At 72.4% G+C, this 18,645-nt stretch carries 16 protein-coding genes; 3 read left to right on the top strand and 13 right to left on the bottom strand.

The genetic code is table 11. The annotated features are described in order from the left end of the window. Positions 1–221: 221 nt before the first annotated feature. The 6 genes from ACI793_RS05675 to ACI793_RS05650 form a co-directional block, all read right to left on the bottom strand. Entirely contained in the window at positions 222–1,841 is a 1,620-nt protein-coding gene (locus ACI793_RS05675) for a methyl-accepting chemotaxis protein (protein WP_456605393.1), read from the bottom strand. Positions 1,842–2,105: 264 nt separating this feature from the next. Then, positions 2,106–3,713 (bottom strand): methyl-accepting chemotaxis protein, encoded by a 1,608-nt coding sequence (locus ACI793_RS05670; protein WP_456605392.1) that lies wholly within the window; start codon positions 3,711–3,713, stop codon positions 2,106–2,108. Between the two features lie 300 nt (positions 3,714–4,013). Then, positions 4,014–4,757, bottom strand: coding sequence for a trehalose-phosphatase (gene otsB / locus ACI793_RS05665; RefSeq protein ID WP_456605391.1), 744 nt, complete (start codon positions 4,755–4,757; stop codon positions 4,014–4,016). Next, positions 4,754–6,244 carry an alpha,alpha-trehalose-phosphate synthase (UDP-forming) gene (locus ACI793_RS05660; RefSeq protein WP_456605390.1) on the bottom strand — a complete coding sequence of 497 codons (1,491 nt, stop codon included), beginning with the start codon at positions 6,242–6,244 and terminating at the stop codon, positions 4,754–4,756. The genes otsB and ACI793_RS05660 overlap by 4 nt, the downstream gene beginning before the upstream one ends. 30 nt (positions 6,245–6,274) lie before the next feature. Continuing rightward, complete coding sequence (locus tag ACI793_RS05655; RefSeq protein WP_456605389.1) at positions 6,275–6,634, bottom strand: fluoride efflux transporter FluC; 360 nt, start codon at positions 6,632–6,634, stop codon at positions 6,275–6,277. Then, a complete protein-coding gene (locus ACI793_RS05650) occupies positions 6,631–7,020 on the bottom strand; it encodes a fluoride efflux transporter FluC (RefSeq protein ID WP_456605388.1) in 390 nt (129 codons plus the stop codon). The genes ACI793_RS05655 and ACI793_RS05650 overlap by 4 nt, the downstream gene beginning before the upstream one ends. A gap of 93 nt (positions 7,021–7,113) precedes the next feature. On the opposite strand from ACI793_RS05650, the gene ACI793_RS05645 reads away from it, so the two are divergent. After that, complete coding sequence (locus tag ACI793_RS05645; RefSeq protein ID WP_456605387.1) at positions 7,114–8,199, top strand: CaiB/BaiF CoA transferase family protein; 1,086 nt, start codon at positions 7,114–7,116, stop codon at positions 8,197–8,199. Positions 8,200–8,305: 106 nt separating this feature from the next. On the opposite strand, the gene ngg is transcribed toward ACI793_RS05645, so the two are convergent. The 3 genes from ngg to ACI793_RS05630 form a co-directional block, all read right to left on the bottom strand. Then, positions 8,306–10,060, bottom strand: a complete 1,755-nt coding sequence (gene ngg, locus ACI793_RS05640) for an N-acetylglutaminylglutamine synthetase (protein ID WP_456605386.1) — start codon at positions 10,058–10,060, stop codon at positions 8,306–8,308. A gap of 11 nt (positions 10,061–10,071) precedes the next feature. Next, entirely contained in the window at positions 10,072–11,856 is a 1,785-nt protein-coding gene (locus tag ACI793_RS05635; protein WP_456605385.1) for an N-acetylglutaminylglutamine amidotransferase, read from the bottom strand. A 103-nt stretch (positions 11,857–11,959) separates the two neighbouring features. Then, on the bottom strand, positions 11,960–13,429 hold the full coding sequence (locus ACI793_RS05630; protein ID WP_456605384.1) for a S8 family serine peptidase: 1,470 nt from the start codon (positions 13,427–13,429) through the stop codon (positions 11,960–11,962). A 127-nt stretch (positions 13,430–13,556) separates the two neighbouring features. On the opposite strand from ACI793_RS05630, the gene ACI793_RS05625 reads away from it, so the two are divergent. Next, a complete protein-coding gene (locus ACI793_RS05625) occupies positions 13,557–13,916 on the top strand; it encodes a PadR family transcriptional regulator (protein ID WP_456605383.1) in 360 nt (119 codons plus the stop codon). Then, positions 13,913–14,698 (top strand): hypothetical protein, encoded by a 786-nt coding sequence (locus ACI793_RS05620; protein WP_456605382.1) that lies wholly within the window; start codon positions 13,913–13,915, stop codon positions 14,696–14,698. Before ACI793_RS05625 ends, ACI793_RS05620 begins: the two co-directional genes overlap by 4 nt. A 21-nt stretch (positions 14,699–14,719) precedes the next feature. Here the strand turns inward: ACI793_RS05620 and ACI793_RS05615 are convergent, their stop codons facing one another. From ACI793_RS05615 to ACI793_RS05600, 4 genes are read right to left on the bottom strand one after another with little or no spacing between them, the layout of a single operon-like run. After that, positions 14,720–15,478: an iron ABC transporter ATP-binding protein gene (locus tag ACI793_RS05615; protein ID WP_456605381.1), complete on the bottom strand. Its 759-nt coding sequence runs from the start codon at positions 15,476–15,478 to the stop codon at positions 14,720–14,722. Continuing rightward, on the bottom strand, positions 15,475–16,503 hold the full coding sequence (locus tag ACI793_RS05610) for an iron chelate uptake ABC transporter family permease subunit (RefSeq protein ID WP_456605380.1): 1,029 nt from the start codon (positions 16,501–16,503) through the stop codon (positions 15,475–15,477). Before ACI793_RS05610 ends, ACI793_RS05615 begins: the two co-directional genes overlap by 4 nt. Next, on the bottom strand, positions 16,493–17,512 hold the full coding sequence (locus tag ACI793_RS05605) for an ABC transporter permease (RefSeq protein ID WP_456605379.1): 1,020 nt from the start codon (positions 17,510–17,512) through the stop codon (positions 16,493–16,495). Before ACI793_RS05605 ends, ACI793_RS05610 begins: the two co-directional genes overlap by 11 nt. 37 nt (positions 17,513–17,549) lie before the next feature. Continuing rightward, positions 17,550–18,569 (bottom strand): siderophore ABC transporter substrate-binding protein, encoded by a 1,020-nt coding sequence (locus tag ACI793_RS05600; protein ID WP_456605378.1) that lies wholly within the window; start codon positions 18,567–18,569, stop codon positions 17,550–17,552. Between the last annotated feature and the right edge of the window lie 76 nt (positions 18,570–18,645).

Below are 18,645 nucleotides of genomic sequence, written 5' to 3'. Positions count from 1 at the left end.
TGTGGCCGAATCCGCGCGTTCTGTGGTGCGACTCCAGAAAGATAGGGCGCCGACACACGCCTCTCCTTGCCGTCTCAAGCATGTCGGCGTCGCATTCCGGGAAAGTCCGATGACGCTCTCGGCCGTGTCGACATGGCACCATTTCACCGAGCCCCGGAATGGCGAATGCCGGTGGCGGCCGCAAGGCCACCACCGGCATCAGCCCGGCGCAGGGGAGAGGTCTAGTAGGAGAACCTCCCGACGGTGGTGCGCAGGTCGGCTGCCATCCGGGACAGCTCGTCCACCGCGACCCGGGTCTGGGTGAGCGCCTGGTTCGTCGAGTCCGCCGCCGAGGACACCCCGGTGATGTTCTCCGCGATCTGGCCCGACCCCGAGGCGGCCTCCTGCACCGACCGGCTCATCTCGCTGGTCGTGGCGGTCTGCTCCTCCACCGCGCTGGCAATGGTGGTCTGGCGGTCGGAGATCTGCGCGACGATCGAGCTGATCTCCTCGATCGCGGCGACGGCCGCGGTCGTGTCGCCCTGGATGCTCTGCACCCGGCGGGCGATGTCCTCGGTCGCCTTCGCGGTCTCCTGCGCCAGCTCCTTGACCTCGTTGGCGACGACGGCGAAGCCCTTGCCGGCCTCGCCCGCCCGGGCCGCCTCGATCGTGGCGTTGAGCGCCAGCAGGTTCGTCTGCTCGGCGATGCTCGTGATCACCTTGACGACGTTGCCGATCTCGGCCGAGGACGCGCCCAGCTTGGCCACGGTCGCCGTCGTCGTCTCCGCGGCGGTCACCGCGCGGGCCGCGACCTCGCTGGCCTCCGCGGCGTTGGCCGCGATCTCGCGGATCGACGCGCCCATCTCCTCCGCACCGGCGGCGACGGTCTGCACGCTGCGCGAGACCTCCTCGGCGGCACCGGCCACCACGCCGGACTGCGCCGAGGTCTCCTCGGCCGAGGCCGAGATCTGCGCCGAGGACGCCGACAGCTCCTCCGACGACGCCGCCACGGCGTCCGCCGAGGCGACCACCCCGGAGAGCACGTCGGCGATGCTGCCCTGCGCCGCGTCCAGGGCGGCGGCCATGCGGCCGAGCTCGTCCCGAGAGGTGATGCCGGTGCGCGTGGTCAGGTCGCCGGCAGCCATGGCCGCGGCGGCGGACTCGACCGAGCGGACGGTCCGCGTGATGCGCCGGACCACGACGACGGTCAGGCCGATCGCCAGGACGACGGCGGCGAGGACGGTGACCAGGAGCTGGGTGGTGGCGTCCGACGCCTGCTGCTCGCTCTCGGAGTTGCGGGCGGCGGCCTCCTCCGACTGGGCGACTCCCTCGACCTCGAGGTCGTCGGCCATGATCTGCAGGAGCGGCTGGAGCTGCTCGGACTGCACGGCCGCGAACTCGGCGAGGTCACCACGGTCGGCCGCCGGGAAGAGCTGGCTGGTGAGCAGCGTCAGAAACTGCTGGCGCGTGGCGAGGAACTCGTCCATGGCCGCCGGGTTGACGATGAAGGGCTCGTAGGCGTCGTACCCGGCCTGCAGGTCGGCGGTCTTCTCCTCCATCTCGCCGAGGAGCTCCACCCGGCGCTCCGGGGAGGACACCGCGTACTCCAGGGTGCGGGCGCGGTGGGCGGCGTGGGCGCGCTGGACCTCGGACAGCGCGTTGAGCGGCTGCAGGTTCTCCGAGTAGATCTCTTCCTGCGCCGTGCGCAATTGGTCGATGCGGCTGATGGCGAAGGCGTTGGTCGCCAGTGCCACGACGGCGAGCAGCGCGACGACCACGCCGACGCGGAAGGCGACGGGGCGGTCGGCGAACCAGGCGCCGGGTGAGCGCCCGGATCGGGTGGGGGGTGCGGGGTGGGTCACGGGGGTCTCCTGCTCGGCCTGGCAGCACATCTGGTCTTGATGTACCGATCGCGATTTCGCCTGCACAGAATGGGATACAGACGACCCTTCGAGAGCTTCGAAACATGCTGTGTCGAATCTCGGCCGAGAAATGTCGGCCGCCGCATTTAGAGCGGGGATTTGTCGACAGTTTCCGGCCGGTGACGGGCGCCGGATACGCAGGAAGCGCACAGCCGGATCGGCTGTGCGCTTCCTGCGTCCGCGCGGCCGTGCGGCCGCGTCAGGTCAGTAGGTGAACCTGCCGACGGTGGTGCGCAGATCGGCGGCCATCCGGGACAGCTCGTCCACCGCGATGCGCGTCTGGGTGAGCGCCTGCGTGGTGGAGTCCGCGGCGGTGGAGACGCCGGTGATGTTCGCCGCGATCTCCCCGGTGCCGCCGGCCGCCTCCTGCACCGAGCGCGACATCTCGCTCGTGGTGGCCGTCTGCTCCTCCACCGCACTCGCGATGGTCGTCTGCCGGTCGGAGATCTGCGCGACGATCGTGCTGATCTCGTCGATGGCGGTCACGGCGGCCGTGGTGTCGCCCTGGATGGCGAGGACCCGCTTGGCGATGTCCTCGGTGGCCTTGGCCGTCTCCTGCGCCAGCTCCTTGACCTCGTTGGCCACGACGGCGAAGCCCTTGCCCGCCTCGCCGGCCCGCGCCGCCTCGATGGTCGCGTTGAGCGCCAGCAGGTTCGTCTGCTCGGCGATCGAGGTGATGACCTTGACGACGTTGCCGATCTCCGCCGAGGACTGCCCCAGCTTGTCGACCGTGGCCTTGGTCGTGGCGGCCGCCGAGACCGCCCGGCTGGCGACCTCGCTGGCCTCCGCCGCGTTCGACGCGATCTCCCGGATCGAGGCACCCATCTGCTCGGCGCCCGCCGCGACCGTCTCCACGCTGCGGGAGACCTCCTCCGCCGCCGAGGCGACGACGCCGCCCTGGGTGGAGGTCTCCTCGGCAGACGCCGAGATCTGCGCGGAGCTGGCGCTCAGCTCCTCCGAGGAGGAGGCGACGGCGTGCGCCGAGGAGGCGACGCCGGCCATGACGACACGCAGGTTCTCCTGGGCGGTGTCCAGCGCGGCCGCCATCTGGCCGACCTCGTCGCGCGAGGTGACCCCGGTGGCCACGGTCAGGTCGCCGGCGGCCAGGGCCTCGAGCGAGAGCTTGACCGCGCGCACCGGCCGGGTGATCGAGCGCATGGTCAGCCAGCTCACCAGTCCGACGACGACCAGCCCGCCGAGCGTGATCGCGACCCCGAGCTGCTGGGACCGGGCGATCGCGTCGTCGAGGTGCCCTTGCGCGATGTCGCTCTCGGCAGCCAGCCCGTCCTTCGCGGCGCTGACGGCGCCGTCGGTCAGGTCGTTCGCCGCCTGGATCTCCTCCCAGCGAGCCCGCATGGCCACCGGGTCGGCCACCGCCAGGTCCACCCAGGCGGTGATCGCGTCGGTGTAGGCGCGGAAGCTCTCCTCCAGCCCCGCGGTGATGCCGGCGGCCGGGCCCTGGAGCGGGATGGTCTCGAGTTCGGCGAGCATCGCCTCCGGGGTGGCGATGTCGTCCGCCAGCTCCTGGAGCTGCACGGCGGGGTCCTCGCGCACGAGCGTCTTGAAGCCGTCGACCTTGAGCTCGCTCGCGCGGGTGTCGAGCTGGAGGACCAGCTCCTGTGCGTGGTTCAGCTGGGCGAGCTCGTGGTTGGCGTCGTGGACGGCGGCGTTGCCGGTCACCACGGCGGCCAGCACGCCGCCCAGGGCGAGGACGACCGTGCCGGAGAGGACGCCGAACTTGACGGCGAGCGGACGGTCGGCGAACCAGCCGGCTCGCCGCCCGGGACCGGGGGAGGAGGGAGAGGCGTTCACAGGTGACCGTCCTGGGAGAGAAGTGGTGCTCGTGCCGGATGTGGGAACACGATGAGTGTGGTCACTCCAGCGACGCGGACGTTCACCATTCATGCTTTCCGGCCGATTCGTGATGCAGGCGGCGGGTCAGCGCGTCATCGGCCGATACTTGTCGATAGGCGCCGTCGATCCATGCGCCGTCGACGGCCGGTGGGAATGCATGCGACCTGGGCATATGCGGCCATTGTCGACAATGGCGGTCCGCTGACCATTCGCTCGGGACTTTCGTCCTCTTTCGCCGCGAGCGACACGAGGCCGGGCTCAGGCGAGCAGGTCGGCCAACCGGTCGAGCAGGGCGTGCACACCGGGGATGTCCGGGACGCGGTGGGCGGCGGTCGTCTCGCCCGGCCCCACCTTCACGGTGACGTCGGAGGGGCCGAGCGCCCGGAAGGCGTCCTCGTCCGTGACGTCGTCGCCGAGGTAGATCGTCGCGGCGACACCGAGCTCGCGGCCCAGCCGGACCAGGGCGCTGCCCTTGTCGGCGTCGGTGACCGCCAGCTCGAGCACCTCCTTGCCCGGCTTCATCGTCAGTGACGGATCGGCGTCCTGCCGCGCCTCGGCGAGGAGAGCGGCGGCCGCTGCGCGGTCCGGGACCTCCCGGACGTGCACCGCCACGCTGGCCGGCTTGACCTCCAGCCGGGCACCGGGTGTCGCGGCCACCAGGGGGGCCAACCGCGCAGCGAGCGCGTCCCGGCGTTCGGCGAGCTCGCCGGCCAGCGGCCCGTCGAACTCGGCGCCGTGGCTGCCGACCCAGCGGTAGGGCCCGGTGAAGCCACTCGTGGCCTGGAGGTCGGCCACGCCCCGGCCGCTGACGAGCGCGACCGTCACCCCCTCGACCGCGCCGAGGCGCGCGAGCACCTCGGCCATGCCCGGTGCGGGAACCGCCGCCGACGGGTCGCCGACCAGGGGGGCGAGGACACCGTCGTAGTCCGAGGCGACCAGCAGCGGACGTCGTCCGGCCAGGGCGGTCAGCGCGGCGTCGAGCTCGCCGGTCGGCGCGGTCACCCCTGCGCTCCGCCGCGGCCGTCCGAGAGCGGCTCGGCCGTCCGCCCGGCGGCCCGGCCGCTCGGCTGCCCGCTGTCCTGGGCCTTCAACGCGTCGAAGAACGAGGTCGCCCAGTGCTCCAGGTCGTTCTTGGCCAGGTGACGGCGCATGGCGCGCATGCGGGAGGCTGCCTCGCGCCGGTCCACCCGGAGCGCCCGCAGGAGCTGGCTCTTCACGCCCGCGATGTCGTGCGGGTTGACCAGGAAAGCCTGCTTGAGCTCGGCCGCGGCACCGGCGAACTCCGACAGCACCAGCGCCCCGCCGAGGTCGGAGCGGGCGGCGACGTACTCCTTGGCCACGAGGTTCATCCCGTCGCGGTAGGGCGTCACCAGCATCACGTCGGCCGCCCGGTACAGCGCCGCCAGTTCCTCGCGGTCCATGGACTGGTTGAAGTAGTGCACCGCGGGCCCGGCCATCGAGCCGAAGACGCCGTTGATGTGGCCGACCTGCTGCTCGATGGTCTCGCGCATGTGCACGTAGTGCTCGACGCGCTCCCGGCTGGGCGTGGCCACCTGCACCAGGACGGTGTCCGGCGCCTCGACCGCGCCGTCCTCGAGCAGCTCCTCGAAGGCGTTGAGGCGGACGCTGATCCCCTTGGTGTAGTCGAGCCGGTCGACACCGAGGATGATCGTGGACGGGTTGCCGAGTTCCTCGCGGATCTCCTTGGCGCGGGCCAGCACCTCGGGGGAGCGGGCCAGCGCGTCGAAGGCCGCGACGTCGATCGAGATCGGGAAGGCCTTCGCCGTCACGGTGCGGCCGTCGTACTCGACGGCGTTCTTGCGGGCCGGCAGGTCGTGCAGGCGGCGGGCCAGCTGGACGAAGTTCGTCGCGGCCGAGGGCCGCTGGAAGCCGACGAGGTCCGCGCCCAGCAGACCCTCGACGACCGCCGAGCGCCAGGGCAGCTGGGTGAACAGCTCGTAGGGCGGGAAGGGGATGTGCAGGAAGAACCCGATCGTCAGGTCGGGCCGCTGCTGCCGGAGCATCGCCGGGACGAGCTGCAGCTGGTAGTCGTGCACCCACACGATCGCGTTCTCCGCCGCGATCTCCGCCGTCCGCTCCGCGAACCGCTTGTTGACCTGGACGTAGGTGTCCCACCAGGCCCGGTGGTACTCGGGCTTCTCGACGACGTCGTGGTACAGCGGCCACAGCGAGGCGTTGGACATGCCCTCGTAGTAGCGGTCGACCTCCTCCTCGCTGAGGGGGATCGGGATGAGCGACATGCCGCCGGACTCGAACGGCTCGGGCGCCTCGCCCGCGGAACCCGACCAGCCGACCCAGGCGCCCCCGCGCCCGGCGACGAACGGCTCCAGCGCCGTGACGAGACCGCCGGGGCTGCGCTGCCAGCGCGTGCTGCCGTCGGGATCGGTCACCTGGTCGACGGGCAGCCGGTTGGCGACGACGACGACGGGGCTCTCGCCCCCGACCTCGTCACCTGTGCCATCGGTCATACCGCGTCGAACCCTACCCAACGGGCCTGATCAGAGCAGGCCGGCCGCCCCGTACGCGGCCGCGGCCGCCCCGATGCCCAGGACGAGCGTGCCGCCCAGGTAGGCCGCGGCGCGGCCCGGCCGCCGCTGCTCGCCGAGGCGGACGACGTCGGCGCCGAGGGTGGAGAAGGTGGTGAACGTGCCGCAGAAGCCGGCTCCCAGGAGCGCCAGCACCCAGGCGGGGACGTCGGCCAGCCCCAGGAGAAGGCCCAGCAGGGCGCTGCCGGCCACGTTGACCGCCGCCGTCCCGACGACGGAGCCGGGACCCCTCCGGGCTGCCGCGAGGCGTTCGGCGAGCAGCCGGAGCGGCGCACCGGCCATCGCCCCGAGGACCACCAGCAGCGGCGTCACGGGGCCGGCTCCGGCGAGCGCATGGCGGCGCGGCCGACGAGGGTCCCGAGCGCCGAGGCGGCGACCCCGCCGAGGACCGAGGCGGCCACGTAGCCCGCGGCGAGCCCCGGACGGCCGGCGTCGGTCAGCTGCACGGTCTCCACGGCGAAGGCGGAGTAGGTGGTGAAGCCACCGAGCACGCCCGTGCCCAGGAACGGGCGCAGCCAGGAAGGGGAGCCGGCGCCGACCAGCCCGATCAGCAGCCCCAGCAGCAGGCAGCCGGCGACGTTGACCAGCAGGGTCGCCCAGGGCCAGCCGCCGGCGTCGTGGGGGAGCCCCTCCGCCGCGCCCCACCGGGCCAGCGCCCCCAGCGCACCACCGAGCGCGGCGGCGACGTAGGCGATCACCGGAAGTCCCCCTGTCCGCTGACACCGACTTCGGGCAGCATGCCACCGACGAGGGCGCACGACGGCGTGGCCCCGGGCAGCAGAGGAGAAACCGTGGGTCCGCTCTCGGGTGTGCGTGTGGTCGAGTTCGCCGGGCTGGGGCCGGGGCCGTTCTGCGGCATGCTGCTGGCCGACCTGGGGGCCGACGTCGTTCGCATCGACCGACGCGGGAGCGGTGGAGGCCTCGGGGCGACGTCGCTGCTGGACCGCGGCAAGCGCTCGATCGCGCTGGACCTCAAGGACCCGGCCGACGTCGAGGTGGTACGCGCCCTCGTGCGGCGCGCCGACGTGCTGCTCGAGGGCTTCCGCCCGGGTGTCATGGAGCGGCTGGGCCTCGGGCCGGACGCGCTGCTGGGGGAGAACCCGGCGCTGGTCTACGGCCGGATGACCGGCTGGGGGCAGACCGGCCCGCTGGCGCCCACGGCCGGGCACGACATCGGCTACATCGCGCTCACCGGGGCTCTCGGCGCGAGCGGGCGGCCGGACGAGCGGCCGGCGCCCCCGATCAACCTGCTGGGCGACTTCGGCGGCGGGGGAGTGTTCCTGGCCCTCGGCGCCGTCGCCGCGCTGCTGCACGCCCGGGCGACGGGGGAGGGGCAGGTGGTCGACGCCGCGATCGTCGACGGCACCGCCGTCCTCACCACGATGATCCACGGGATGCTCTCGACCGGCGGCTGGCAGGACGAGCGGGGCGTGAACCTGCTGGACACCGGGGCGCCGTTCTACGACGTGTACCGCTGCGCCGACGGGCAGTTCCTCGCCGTCGGCGCACTGGAGCCGCAGTTCTACGCCGCGCTGCTGCAGGGGCTGGGCGTGGCCGGGGACGAGACGTTCCCCGACCGGTACAAGCCCGAGCAGTGGCCGGCCCTGCGCGAGCGGTTTACCGAGCTGTTCGGCAGCCGGACCCGCGACGAGTGGTGGCAGGTCTTCGCCGGCACCGACGCGTGCGTGGCGCCCGTCTGGTCGCTGTTGGAAGCCACGCAGGACGAGCACAACCGCGAGCGCGAGGTCTTCGTCGAGGTCGACGGCACGGTGCAGCCCGCGGTCGCCCCCCGGTTCTCCGCGACGCCGGGCTCGGTCGGGTCCGTGCCGCGCGCCGGCCAGCACAGCGACGAGATCCGGGCCGAACTGGGCCTCTGACCGCTGTCCTCCCTCACCGTCGCGCGTCCTCCCTCACGGTGGGCGGTGAGGGAGGACGCGCCACGATCAGGTCACCTGATCGTGGCGCGGGGCAGGGGGTCCCTCCTCAGCGGCGGCGGGTCTCCGGGAAGAGCAGGTCCACGAAGCGCTCGGCGGTGGGCTGCGGTTCGTGGTTAGCCAGCCCGGGCCGCTCGTTGGCCTCGATGAACACGTAGTCGGTGCCGCCGACCTCCGGCACGAGGAAGTCGATGCCGGTGACCGGGATGTCCAGCGCCTCGGCGGCCCGCACGGCCGCCGCGGCGATCTCCGGGTGCAGCTGGTCGGTGACGTCCTCGATCGTGCCGCCGGTGTGCAGGTTCGCCGTCCGGCGCACCTGGATCCGCTCCCCGAGACGGGGGACGTCGTCCATCGCGTAGCCGGCCTCGGCCACGACCTCGGTGGTCGTCGCGTCCATCGGGATCCGTGACTCGCCGCCGGTCGCCCGTTCGCGCCGCCGGCTGGTGGAGCGGATGAGCGCGGCCACCGTGCTCCGCCCGTCACCGATCACCTCGGCGGGGCGCCGGACGGCCGCCGCGACCACCTCCCGGTCGATGACGACGACGCGCAGGTCCTGGCCGGGCACGAGCTCCTCGACGAGCACCTCCGGGCAGAACTGCGCGGCCGCCTCCACCGCGCGCTGGAGCGCGGCGTCGCCCTTGACGCCGACGGTGATGCCCTTGCCCTGCTCACCCCGCGCGGGCTTGACCACGACCGCACCGACCTCGCGCATCAGGATCGACGCGGCCGCCACGTCGTCGATGCCGGCCACCGCCCCCCGGGCGACGCGCACCCCGGCCCGCTCCATGATCCGGCGGGTCACCCGCTTGTCGTCGCAGCGGCTCATGGCCACCGCGGTGGTGAACTCCGACAGCGACTCCCGGGTGACCACCGACCGACCGCCGACCGACAGCCGCATCTCGCCCCATCCCCCGTCGGTGACCTCCACCCGGATACCCCGGCGCAGCGCCTCCTCGGCGATGATCAGGGCGTAGGGGTTGAGGTCCTCCAGGCCCTCGGGGCGGGCGGCGAACAACGGCGAGTTGATCGGGTTCTTGCGCTTGACGCAGACGGCGGAGACGCGCCGGAACCCGAGCTTGCGGTACAGCCGGATCGCGCCCTCGTTGTCGTGCATGACCGACAGGTCGAGGTAGGCCCGCCCGCGGCCGACGTAGCGCTCGGCCAGCACGCGCACGAGCGCCTCACCGGTGCCCGTGGGCGCGTCCTGGTTGTGCACCGCCAGGCACCACAGGCTGGTCCCGCCCTCGGGGTCGTCGAAGGCGAGGGTGTGGTCCACCCCCGTGACGGTGCCGACGATCCGGCCGGTGCGGCGGTCCTCGGCGACGAGGTAGGTGAAGCAGCGGGTGCGGTGGTTGTCCCACATGATGTCGGCGTCACCGAGCACCATGCCGTTGAGTGCGTAGATCTCGTTGATGGCGTCCATGTCGGCGCGCGAGGTGGCCGTGCGCACGAAGACGTCGCGGATGAGCTCGTGCCGTGACCGGTAGCGGTGCAGGTCCAGGCGGAAGGTGTAGCTCGGGTCGATGAACAGCTCGTCGGGAGCCAGGCCCACGAGCACGTGCGGGTCGCGCGGGTAGATGCAGATGTCCCGCTCGCCCACCTCCTCCGCCCGGAGAGCGTGCACGATGCCGCTCAGGTCGGCGAAGGTCTGACCCATCACGAGCCGTCCCCAGCCCATGTCCAGGACGACGTCGTCCTGCATGCCCTGGCGCTGGTGCTCGGAGGGCTGCCGCCACGACCGGTCGGTCATGGCCGGGGTGCGGGCCACGGCCGTCCGACGCCGGTGGCCGGCGATGCGGGGCATGCCGGCGTCCCTCAGGCCACGTGGGTCTGGAGCCACAGCTCGAGCAGACCCAGCTGCCACAGCTTGTTGCCGCGCAACGGGGTCAGCTCGCTGTTGGGGTCGGCGAGCAGCTCGCGGACGTACTCCGGGCGGAACAGCCCCCGGTCGCGGGCGGCGTCGCTGGAGAGCGCGTCGCGGACGAGGCCGAGGACCTTGCCCTCGAGGTGGGTGATCGACGGCACCGGGAAGTAGCCCTTGGGCCGGTCGATGACCTCCGGCGGGATGATCCGCCGGCCGATCGCCTTCAGGATGCCCTTGCCGCCGTCGGCCAGCTTGAGCTCCGGCGGGCACAGCGCCGCGAGCTCCACGAGGTCGTGGTCCAGGAAGGGCACGCGGGCCTCCAGGCCCCACGCCATGGACATGTTGTCCACCCGCTTGACCGGGTCGTCGACCAGCATGATCTCGCTGTCCAGGCGCAGGGCGGCGTCGACGGCGGTCTCGGCCCCCGGAGCCGCCATGTGCGCCCGCACGAACCCCAGGCTGGGGTCCTCGGCGAGCGCATAGCGGTCGGCGACGACACCGCGCATCTGGGCGTGGTCCCGGTCGAAGAACGCCTTCGCGTAGGTCTGCACCGCGTTCTCGCGGTCGATCCCGGCCAGCGGCGGGTACCAGTGGTACCCGGCGAAGACCTCGTCGGCGCCCTGGCCGGACTGCACGACCTTGATCGTCTGGGAGACCCGCTCGCTGAGCAGGTCGAAGGCGACGACGTCGTGGCTGACCATCGGCTCGGCCATCGCCCCGATCGCGTGGCCGAGCGAGCCCGCGAGCTCGTCGGCGCCCACCCGGATGCGGTGGTGGTTCGTGCCGAAGTGCTCGGCGATGACGTCGGAGTAGGCGAACTCGTCGCCCTCGTGGCCGCCGACGGACTCGAAGCCGATCGAGTAGGTCGCCAGGCCGGACTGGCCCTCCTGCGCGAGCAGCCCCACGATCAGGCTGGAATCCAGGCCCCCGGAGAGCAGCACGCCGACGGGGGTGTCGGCGACCAGGCGACGCCGGACGGCCACTCGGAGCGCGTCCTCGATCGCGTCCTCCCAGTCGCGCGCGGTCCAGTTGGCGTACTCCGGCCGGCGCTCGTAGGTGGCGTTCCAGTAGCGGTGCTCGGTGCTCGACCCGTCGGCCTCGATGACCCGCACCGTGGCCGGTGGCAGCTTCCGGACGCCGTTGAGGATCGTCCGGGGAGCCGGGACGACGGCGTGCCAGGACAGGTAGTGGTGCAGCGCGACCGGGTCGATCGAGGTGTCGACGTCACCCCCGCGGAGCAGCGCCGGCAGCGTCGAGGCGAACCGCAACCGCTTGCCCGGCGTCTCGGAGAGGTAGAGCGGCTTGATGCCCAGCCGGTCGCGGGCCATGACCACGCGCCCGGTGTCCCGCTCGGCGATCACGAACGCGAACATGCCGTGCAGGTGGGAGACGACGTCGGTGCCCCAGTGGTGGTAGCCCTTGAGGATCACCTCGGTGTCGCTGCGCGAGAAGAAGCGGTAGCCGTGGCCCTCCAGCTCGGCCCGCAGCTCCTGGTAGTCGTAGATGCAGCCGTTGAAGACCGCGGTCAGCCCCAGCTCGTTGTCCACCATGGGCTGGGAGCCGCAGGTGGAGAGGTCGATGACCGACAGCCGGCGGTGGCCGAACGCCACCCGGCCGTTGCTCCACGAGCCCTGGCCGTCCGGACCGCGGGGGACCAGGGCCTCCACCATCCGGGCGACGGCCGTGGTGTCCGCCGTCGAGCCGTCGAACGTGATCTCGCCGCAGAGGCCGCACATACGGACTTATCTAACCCCCGTCGATCACCGGACGCGACGCCGGGAGGGCCCGGGATGGCGTACGTCACGCCGCCCCGGGCCTGTTCCACGTGGAACCCGTGGCTCAGCTGCCGGTCAGCCGCGCGACCGCCGCCACGACGTCCACGAGGCCGGCGCCCTTGTCGAACGACGTCGTCCGGCCGCCGACCGTCGCGTACGGCGCACCGTCGGTGAACCGGTGCGCGGTGCCGGTGAGCGCCGCCTCGACCTCTGCCGGCGTGGCCCCCGGATCGGCCTGGAACAGCTGGGCCACGATGCCGGCGACGTGCGGCGCGGCCATCGACGTCCCGCTGATCGTGTTGAAGGTGCCGAGGTCGAGCAGCCCCGGACCGTTGCGGAAGTCCAGGCCGGTGGCGCAGATCGGCAGGTAGGGCCGGCAGGCCGAGGTGATGCCGTCGCCCGGCGCGGACAGGTCCGGCCAGGTGGAGGCGTCGGCGGCGGCCCCCCGGGAGGAGAACTCGCTGACGACGCCGTCGCGGGTGCCGGTGTCCTGGTCGGAGTAGGAGGCGACCGAGAGGATGCCGCCGGTCGGGTCCTGGCCGGGCGGGTTGGTGAGCGAGGCCGAGCCGTCGCCGCCGTCGTTGCCGGCGGCCCAGACGGTGACCACGCCCTCGGCGGCCAGCGCCCGCTGCAGCTTGACCGTCGCGGAGTTCGGGTCGAACGGGCCGCCGCCGGTGGGGCCGTAGCTGTTGTTGGTGACCTTGATGGGCGGGCAGACGGCGGGGGAGACGCCCGCGCCGCACGGCGCCTCGTGGTTCTCCAGCACCCAGTTCAGGGCCGAGTCCGCCCCCACGATCAGGAGGACGGCGCCGGTGGAGATCGACACCAGGCTCGCGCCGGGGGCGGCGCCCTGGAGCCGGTCGCCGCCGGACAGCATCGTCGGCCGGCCGGCGACGATGCCGCTCACGTGGGTGCCGTGCCCGCCGAGGGAGAGCGTGTCGGTGTCGACGACCTTCGGCACCCGCACGACGCAGTCCGGGTTCGTGGTCGCCTCGACCAGGCACAGGCTCTTGAGGTTGGCGACGACGGCGCTGCTGCCGTCGGCGTTGCGGAAGTAGGGGTGGTTCGGGTCGATGCCCGAGTCGATCACCGCCACCGAGACGCCGCTGCCGTCCAGCGGCTCGCCGTCCGGGCCGGTCAGCGTGGCCGCGGCCTCCGCGCCCCGGGTGGCGACGTTGGAGGTCTCCTGCGCCATCTCGATGGGGGTGTTGCCCTCGAGGTAGGTGACGCCCGGCCGGGTGCGGGCGGCCTCGATCTGGTCGGCGGTGCCCGACGCGACCACCACGCCGATCCGCTCGAACTCGGTGACCGGGCGCATCCCGGTGGCGGCGACCGCGGCACGGGCGGACGCGGCGTCGACGCCGTGCACGAGGACGGTCGTGCTACCGGTGAGCGCACCGAGCTGGGCGGCCAGGAAGTCCTGCACCGGGGCGAGCGGTCCGGACGGCGCGGCGGACGCGGGGGAGACGGCGACCGCGGCGACGACGAGCGCCCCGCTGACGGCACCGAGGAGTCGGCGGGACGAGCGGCGCATGGGCCCTCCAGGGCGGGACACGACGATGTGTGCCCTGTCTCAACGACGGCGTCGCCGGAGAGTTACCGCCCGGTGCCGGTGCGCCGTCTAGGTTGTCACGCTTTCTAGGTAGCGCTACCTTCTACCGGTGAGCTCGAGCTGGCCCTCCGAGTGGCTGCGTGGCGCGTTGGACCTCTGCGTCCTGCGCGTGCTCGTGGACGGGCCCACCTACGGCTACGCCATCTCCACCGCACTGGAGGACGCCGGTCTCGGCGCGATCAAGGGCGGCACCCTGTACCCGCTGCTGGGCCGGCTCGAGCAGTCCGGGCTGGTGACCGTCGAATGGCGGCCTGGGGACGGCGGGCCCGGCCGCAAGTACTACCGATTGACCGCCGACGGCCGGCACCGCCTGGCCGAGCGGGCGGACGGCTGGATGCGCTTCACCACGATCACCCGCACCCTCGTCGCGGATGCGACGACCGCACTCCCCGAGGAGACCGTCCGATGACGACCGTCGAGGGCCCCCGCACCCGCCGGCAGCGGCGCCGCTTCGCGCTGGAGCAGCGGCTCGCTCCGCACGTCGAGCCGCGGTGGACCGAGGGGCTGCTGCTCGAGCTGCGGCTGCGGGGCGTGGCCGGCGACCGGATCGGCGCGGTGGTGGCCGAGGTCGACTCGCACTGCGCCGAGAGCGGCGAGCAGGCCGCCGATGCGTTCGGCGACCCGGTCGCCTACGCCCGAAGCCTGGAGCTGGCGCCCGCCGAGGGGCAGTCCCCGGCTGCCATCGCCGGCGGCGTCGCCGCGGCCGCGCTCCAGGCGCTGGCCTTCCCGCCGGCGGTGTTCGGTCTCGCCGCGCTCGGAGCGGGGGAGCCGCTCGGGATCACGGGCGGCATGGTCGCGGTCCTCTGCCTGCTCGTGGCGGGAACCGTGGGCCTCGCCGCCTACGGCGAGCACTTCCTGCGCATGGTCCTGCGCCGGCCGGTCCTCTCCGTCCTGGCCTCGCTGGCCCCGACCGGCCTCATGGTGGCCGCCCTGGTGCTGCTGGACGACGTGGTGGCCACCGCGCCCGCCGGCGCCGCGATCGGCGTCGGCGTCGTCCTCATGGGAGCCGGCACCACGTGGGAGCTGGTGCAGCGACGTCGGACGGGGGACGATGCCGACCCGCTGGTGCTGCCGCTCGACGGTGCCCTCCCGCCGTCCCGCGGGGCGAAGCTGGCAGAGGCTGCTGGCCGCTGGCTGGTGCCGACCGTGTTCGTCGCGATGCTGGCAGCCGGGTGGTTGCTGCCGGGCTGACGCCCGCTCGGCCGGGGGTGCTCAGCCGTAGTAGAGGGCGACCGGCTTGCCGTCGATCTCGCGGACGTCGACGGGGGTGTCGTAGACGGCGCCCAGCACCTCGGGCCGCATGATCTCGCGCGACGGGGCATCGGCCACCACCACGCCGTCGCGCATCGCGACGATCCGGTCGGCGTAGGTCGCCGCGAAGTTGATGTCGTGCAGGACGATGATCACCCGCTTGCCCAGGTCGTCGGCCATCCTGCGGATCAGCCGCATGATCTCGGTCATGTGCCGGAGGTCGAGGTTGTTGAGCGGCTCGTCCAGCAGCACGTACTTGGTGTCCTGCGCCAGCACCATCGCGATGAAGGCGCGCTGACGCTGGCCGCCGGAGAGCTCGTCGAGGAACCGGCCGCGGTAGGCATCGAGCTCGAGGTAGCCGATCGCATCGTCGATGTGCTCCCGGTCGCGCACCGTGAGCCGTCCCCGCGAGTGCGGGAACCGGCCGAACTCCACGAGGTCGTGCACGGTCAGCCGCGCCGCGATGTGGTTGTCCTGGCGGAGCACGGCGAGAATCTTGGCCAGCTCGCTGGAGGCCGTCGAGCCGATGTCCATCCCGTCCACGGTGATCCGGCCGGCGTCCGCCTGGATGAGGCGGCCGACGAGGCCGAAGAGCGTCGACTTCCCGGCGCCGTTGGGGCCGATGAGCGCCGTCACGCCCTCCCCGCCGAAGGCGATCGAGACGTCGTCGACGACGGTCTGGCCGTCGTAGCGCTTGGTGATGTTCTCGAGCGCGATCATCGCGCCCCCTTCCGGAGCACGAGGTACAGGAAGAACAACCCGCCGGCGAAGTCGATGACCGTGGACAGCGTTCCGCCGAACCCGAACGCCCGCTCCAGGACCAGCTGCCCACCCAGCAGGCAGATCATCCCGATGAGCACGGCGGCGGGCAGCGTCCACACGTGGCGGAAGGAGCCGGCGTACGAGTAGGCCAGGTTGGCGACGATCAGGCCGAAGAAGAGGATCGGGCCGACCAGCGCCGTCGAGGCGGCGATCATGACCGAGACGCCGGCGAAGAGGACCATCACCACCCGCCGGTGGTCCACCCCCAGACCCACGGCGGCGGGCTCCCCCAGCGTGAGGACGTCGAGGGTGCGCAGCAGCGGCACGATCGCGGCGCACCCGAGGGCGACCAGGCCCGCGGTGAGCGCCAGCAGCGTCTCGTCGGGCCGCGTGAGCGAGGCGAACATCGCGTCCGACAGCACCTGGAAGTCCAGCGGGTCCAGCATGCGCTGCATCCACTCGGTGAAGCTGCGGAAGAACGTCCCGAGCACGATTCCGACCAGCAGCATCAGGTGGATCGAGCGTCGCTTGCCGCCGAAGAGCCAGGTGAACAGCAGCACGCTGAAGGCCACCATCACGACGACCTGGACCAGCCACAGCGTCAACTGGTCGAACGCCAGGAAGGCGGCCGATCCGGAGAAGAACACGATCACGGTCGAGATGAGCACGTAGAACGCGTCGAACCCCATGATCGAGGGGGTCAGGATGCGGTTCTGGGTGATGGTGTGGAACACGACGGTGGAGACGCCGACCGCCGTCGCGACGACGAGCATCGCGGCCACCGTCAGGCTGCGGATCTCCAGCGCGAACGCCAGTGACCCGGGCACGTCGGTGAAGAGGTAGACCGCGGTCAGGACGAGGACGGCCCCGCCCAGGAGCGCGAGCCGGGCCCCCGGGCTCGCCCAGGCCGCGGCGAGCCTCGTCCGGTGCAGGCCGGCAGCGGGCAGCGCGCCGGACTCCGTGACAGTGGGGTCAGTGAGCACGGCCCCGCCTCCGCAGCAGCAACCAGAGGAACAGCGCGGCACCGATGACGCCGACGATGACCGAGAGCGGGATCTCGTACGGGAAGCGCACGACGCGGGCGACCAGGTCGCAGGCGAGGACGAACACGGCGCCCAGGCCGGCCACCCACGGGATCGCCCGCCGCACGTTGTCACCGATGATCAGGCTGACGACGTTCGGGACGACGAGGCCGAGGAACGGGATCAGGCCCGCGGTGACGAGCACCGCCGCGGTGATCACCGCGATGATCACCATGCCGACGGCGACGACCCGCCGGTAGTGCAGGCCGAGGTTGGTCGCGAACTCCTCACCGAGACCGATCACGCTGAATCTGTCGGCGGCCACCCACGCGAGGACGACCATGAACCCCGCGATCCAGAGGAACTCGTACCGGCCCTGCATGACGGTGGCGAAGCTGCCCTGCGACCACTGCTGGAGGGACTGCAGGAGGTCGAGGCGGTAGGCGAAGAACGTCGTGACGGCCGCCACGATGCCGCCGAGCATGATGCCGACCAGCGGGACGAGGACGAGCTGGCGCACCGGCACGACCCGGACGACCCGCAGGAACACCCAGGTGCCGAAGAGGCCGAACGCCGCGGCCACGCCCATCTTCCCGACCACCGGCAGGCCCGGGAGGAACACCATCGTGACGAGCATGCCGAGCGTCGCGAACTCGCTGACGCCGGTGGTGCCCGGTTCCACGAACTTGTTGCGCACCAGCATCTGCATGATCAGGCCGGCGATGCCCAGGGAGGCTCCGACGAGGAGCACGGCGAGGGTCCGCGGGATCCGGCTGGCGACCAGCAGGAAGGCCGCGTCGCCGTCCCGGCCGCCGGCCAGCAGCGATGACGGCGAGACGTCGGAGACCCCGACGAACAGGCTCGCGGACGCGAGGACGACGAGGAGGACGCCGATGAGCACCCCCACCCACGTGCGGCGGGGCCGCGTGCGGGCAGGGGTGCTCGTCGGGGTCCGGTCGAGCGTCGTCACGGACGTCAGGACGACCGCTCCGCGGGAACCGCGCTCGTCATCCGGCGATCTGCAGGACGTCGTCGATCATGATCTTGGTGGTCTCGATCCCGCCGAAGACGACGTACCAGGCGGTCGGGTCCAGGTAGATGATCTGGTCCTCCTGGGCGGCCGTGGTCTGGCGGACGATCTCGTTGTCGAGGACCTGCTCCGCGGCCTGCGCGCCCTCGGCATCGGTGGCGGCGTCCCGGTCGACGACCCACAGGTAGTCGGGGTCGGTCTCCAGGAGGAACTCGAACGAGACCGGCTCCCCGTGGGTGGCGGCCTTGATGTCCTCCACCACGGGCTCGACACCGAAGGCGTCGTAGATCAGCCCGCCGCGGGCGCCGCGGGCGTCGGAGCTGTCCCCGGCCGGGGCCAGCGCGCTGAGCTCGCCACCGGAGACCATCAGGCCGAGACCGGTGCCCGCGTCGGCGGTGGCGGCCCGCGCCTCCTCGATGCCCTCGGTGACCTCGGCGATCGCGGCCTCCGCCTCGTCCTCGGCACCCAGGACCTCGCCGAGGAAGCTGGCGTTGCGCTCGAGCGTCTCGGTGTAGGTGCCGCGGAGGCTGAGGTCGACGGTCGGCGCGATCTCGCTGAGGTCGTCGTACAGCGCCGACGAGCGGCCACCGATGACGATGAGGTCGGGCTGCTGCGACTCGATCTCGACCAGGTCGGCCTCGAACAGGGTGCCCGCGTTGAAGGCGTCGTCGGCGAGGGCGTCCTCGAGGTACCCGGGCACCGAGTCGAGCGGGGCGCCTGCCACCTCGCCGCCCAGCGCGCCGATCGTGTCCAGGCTGGCCATGTCGAAGACGACGATCTTCTCGGGGTCGATCGGGGCCTCGACCGTGGTCTCCTCGTACTCCGCGTCCGCGTCCTCGTCGGCGGCGTTGACGTTGCGGTCCCACGTGAAGGAGACGGTGGCCTCCTCCTCGGCCGACGCGGTCTCGGTGGCGGCGTCCTCGCCGCAGGCCGAGAGCGCCAGGGCGGCGGCGAGGGGCAGGGCGAGGGCCGCGAACGGCCGGGCGCTGGTACGCATGGAACTCCTGTCGGCGGCAAAGGAAGGCATGCCTTAGTAAGGCGGCCCTAAACTGCCATACCGGTTTCGTAAGGGG

It is taken from the genome of Blastococcus sp. SYSU DS0617, from assembly GCF_054051075.1.
This window is presented reverse-complemented; position numbering and strand designations above follow the sequence as displayed.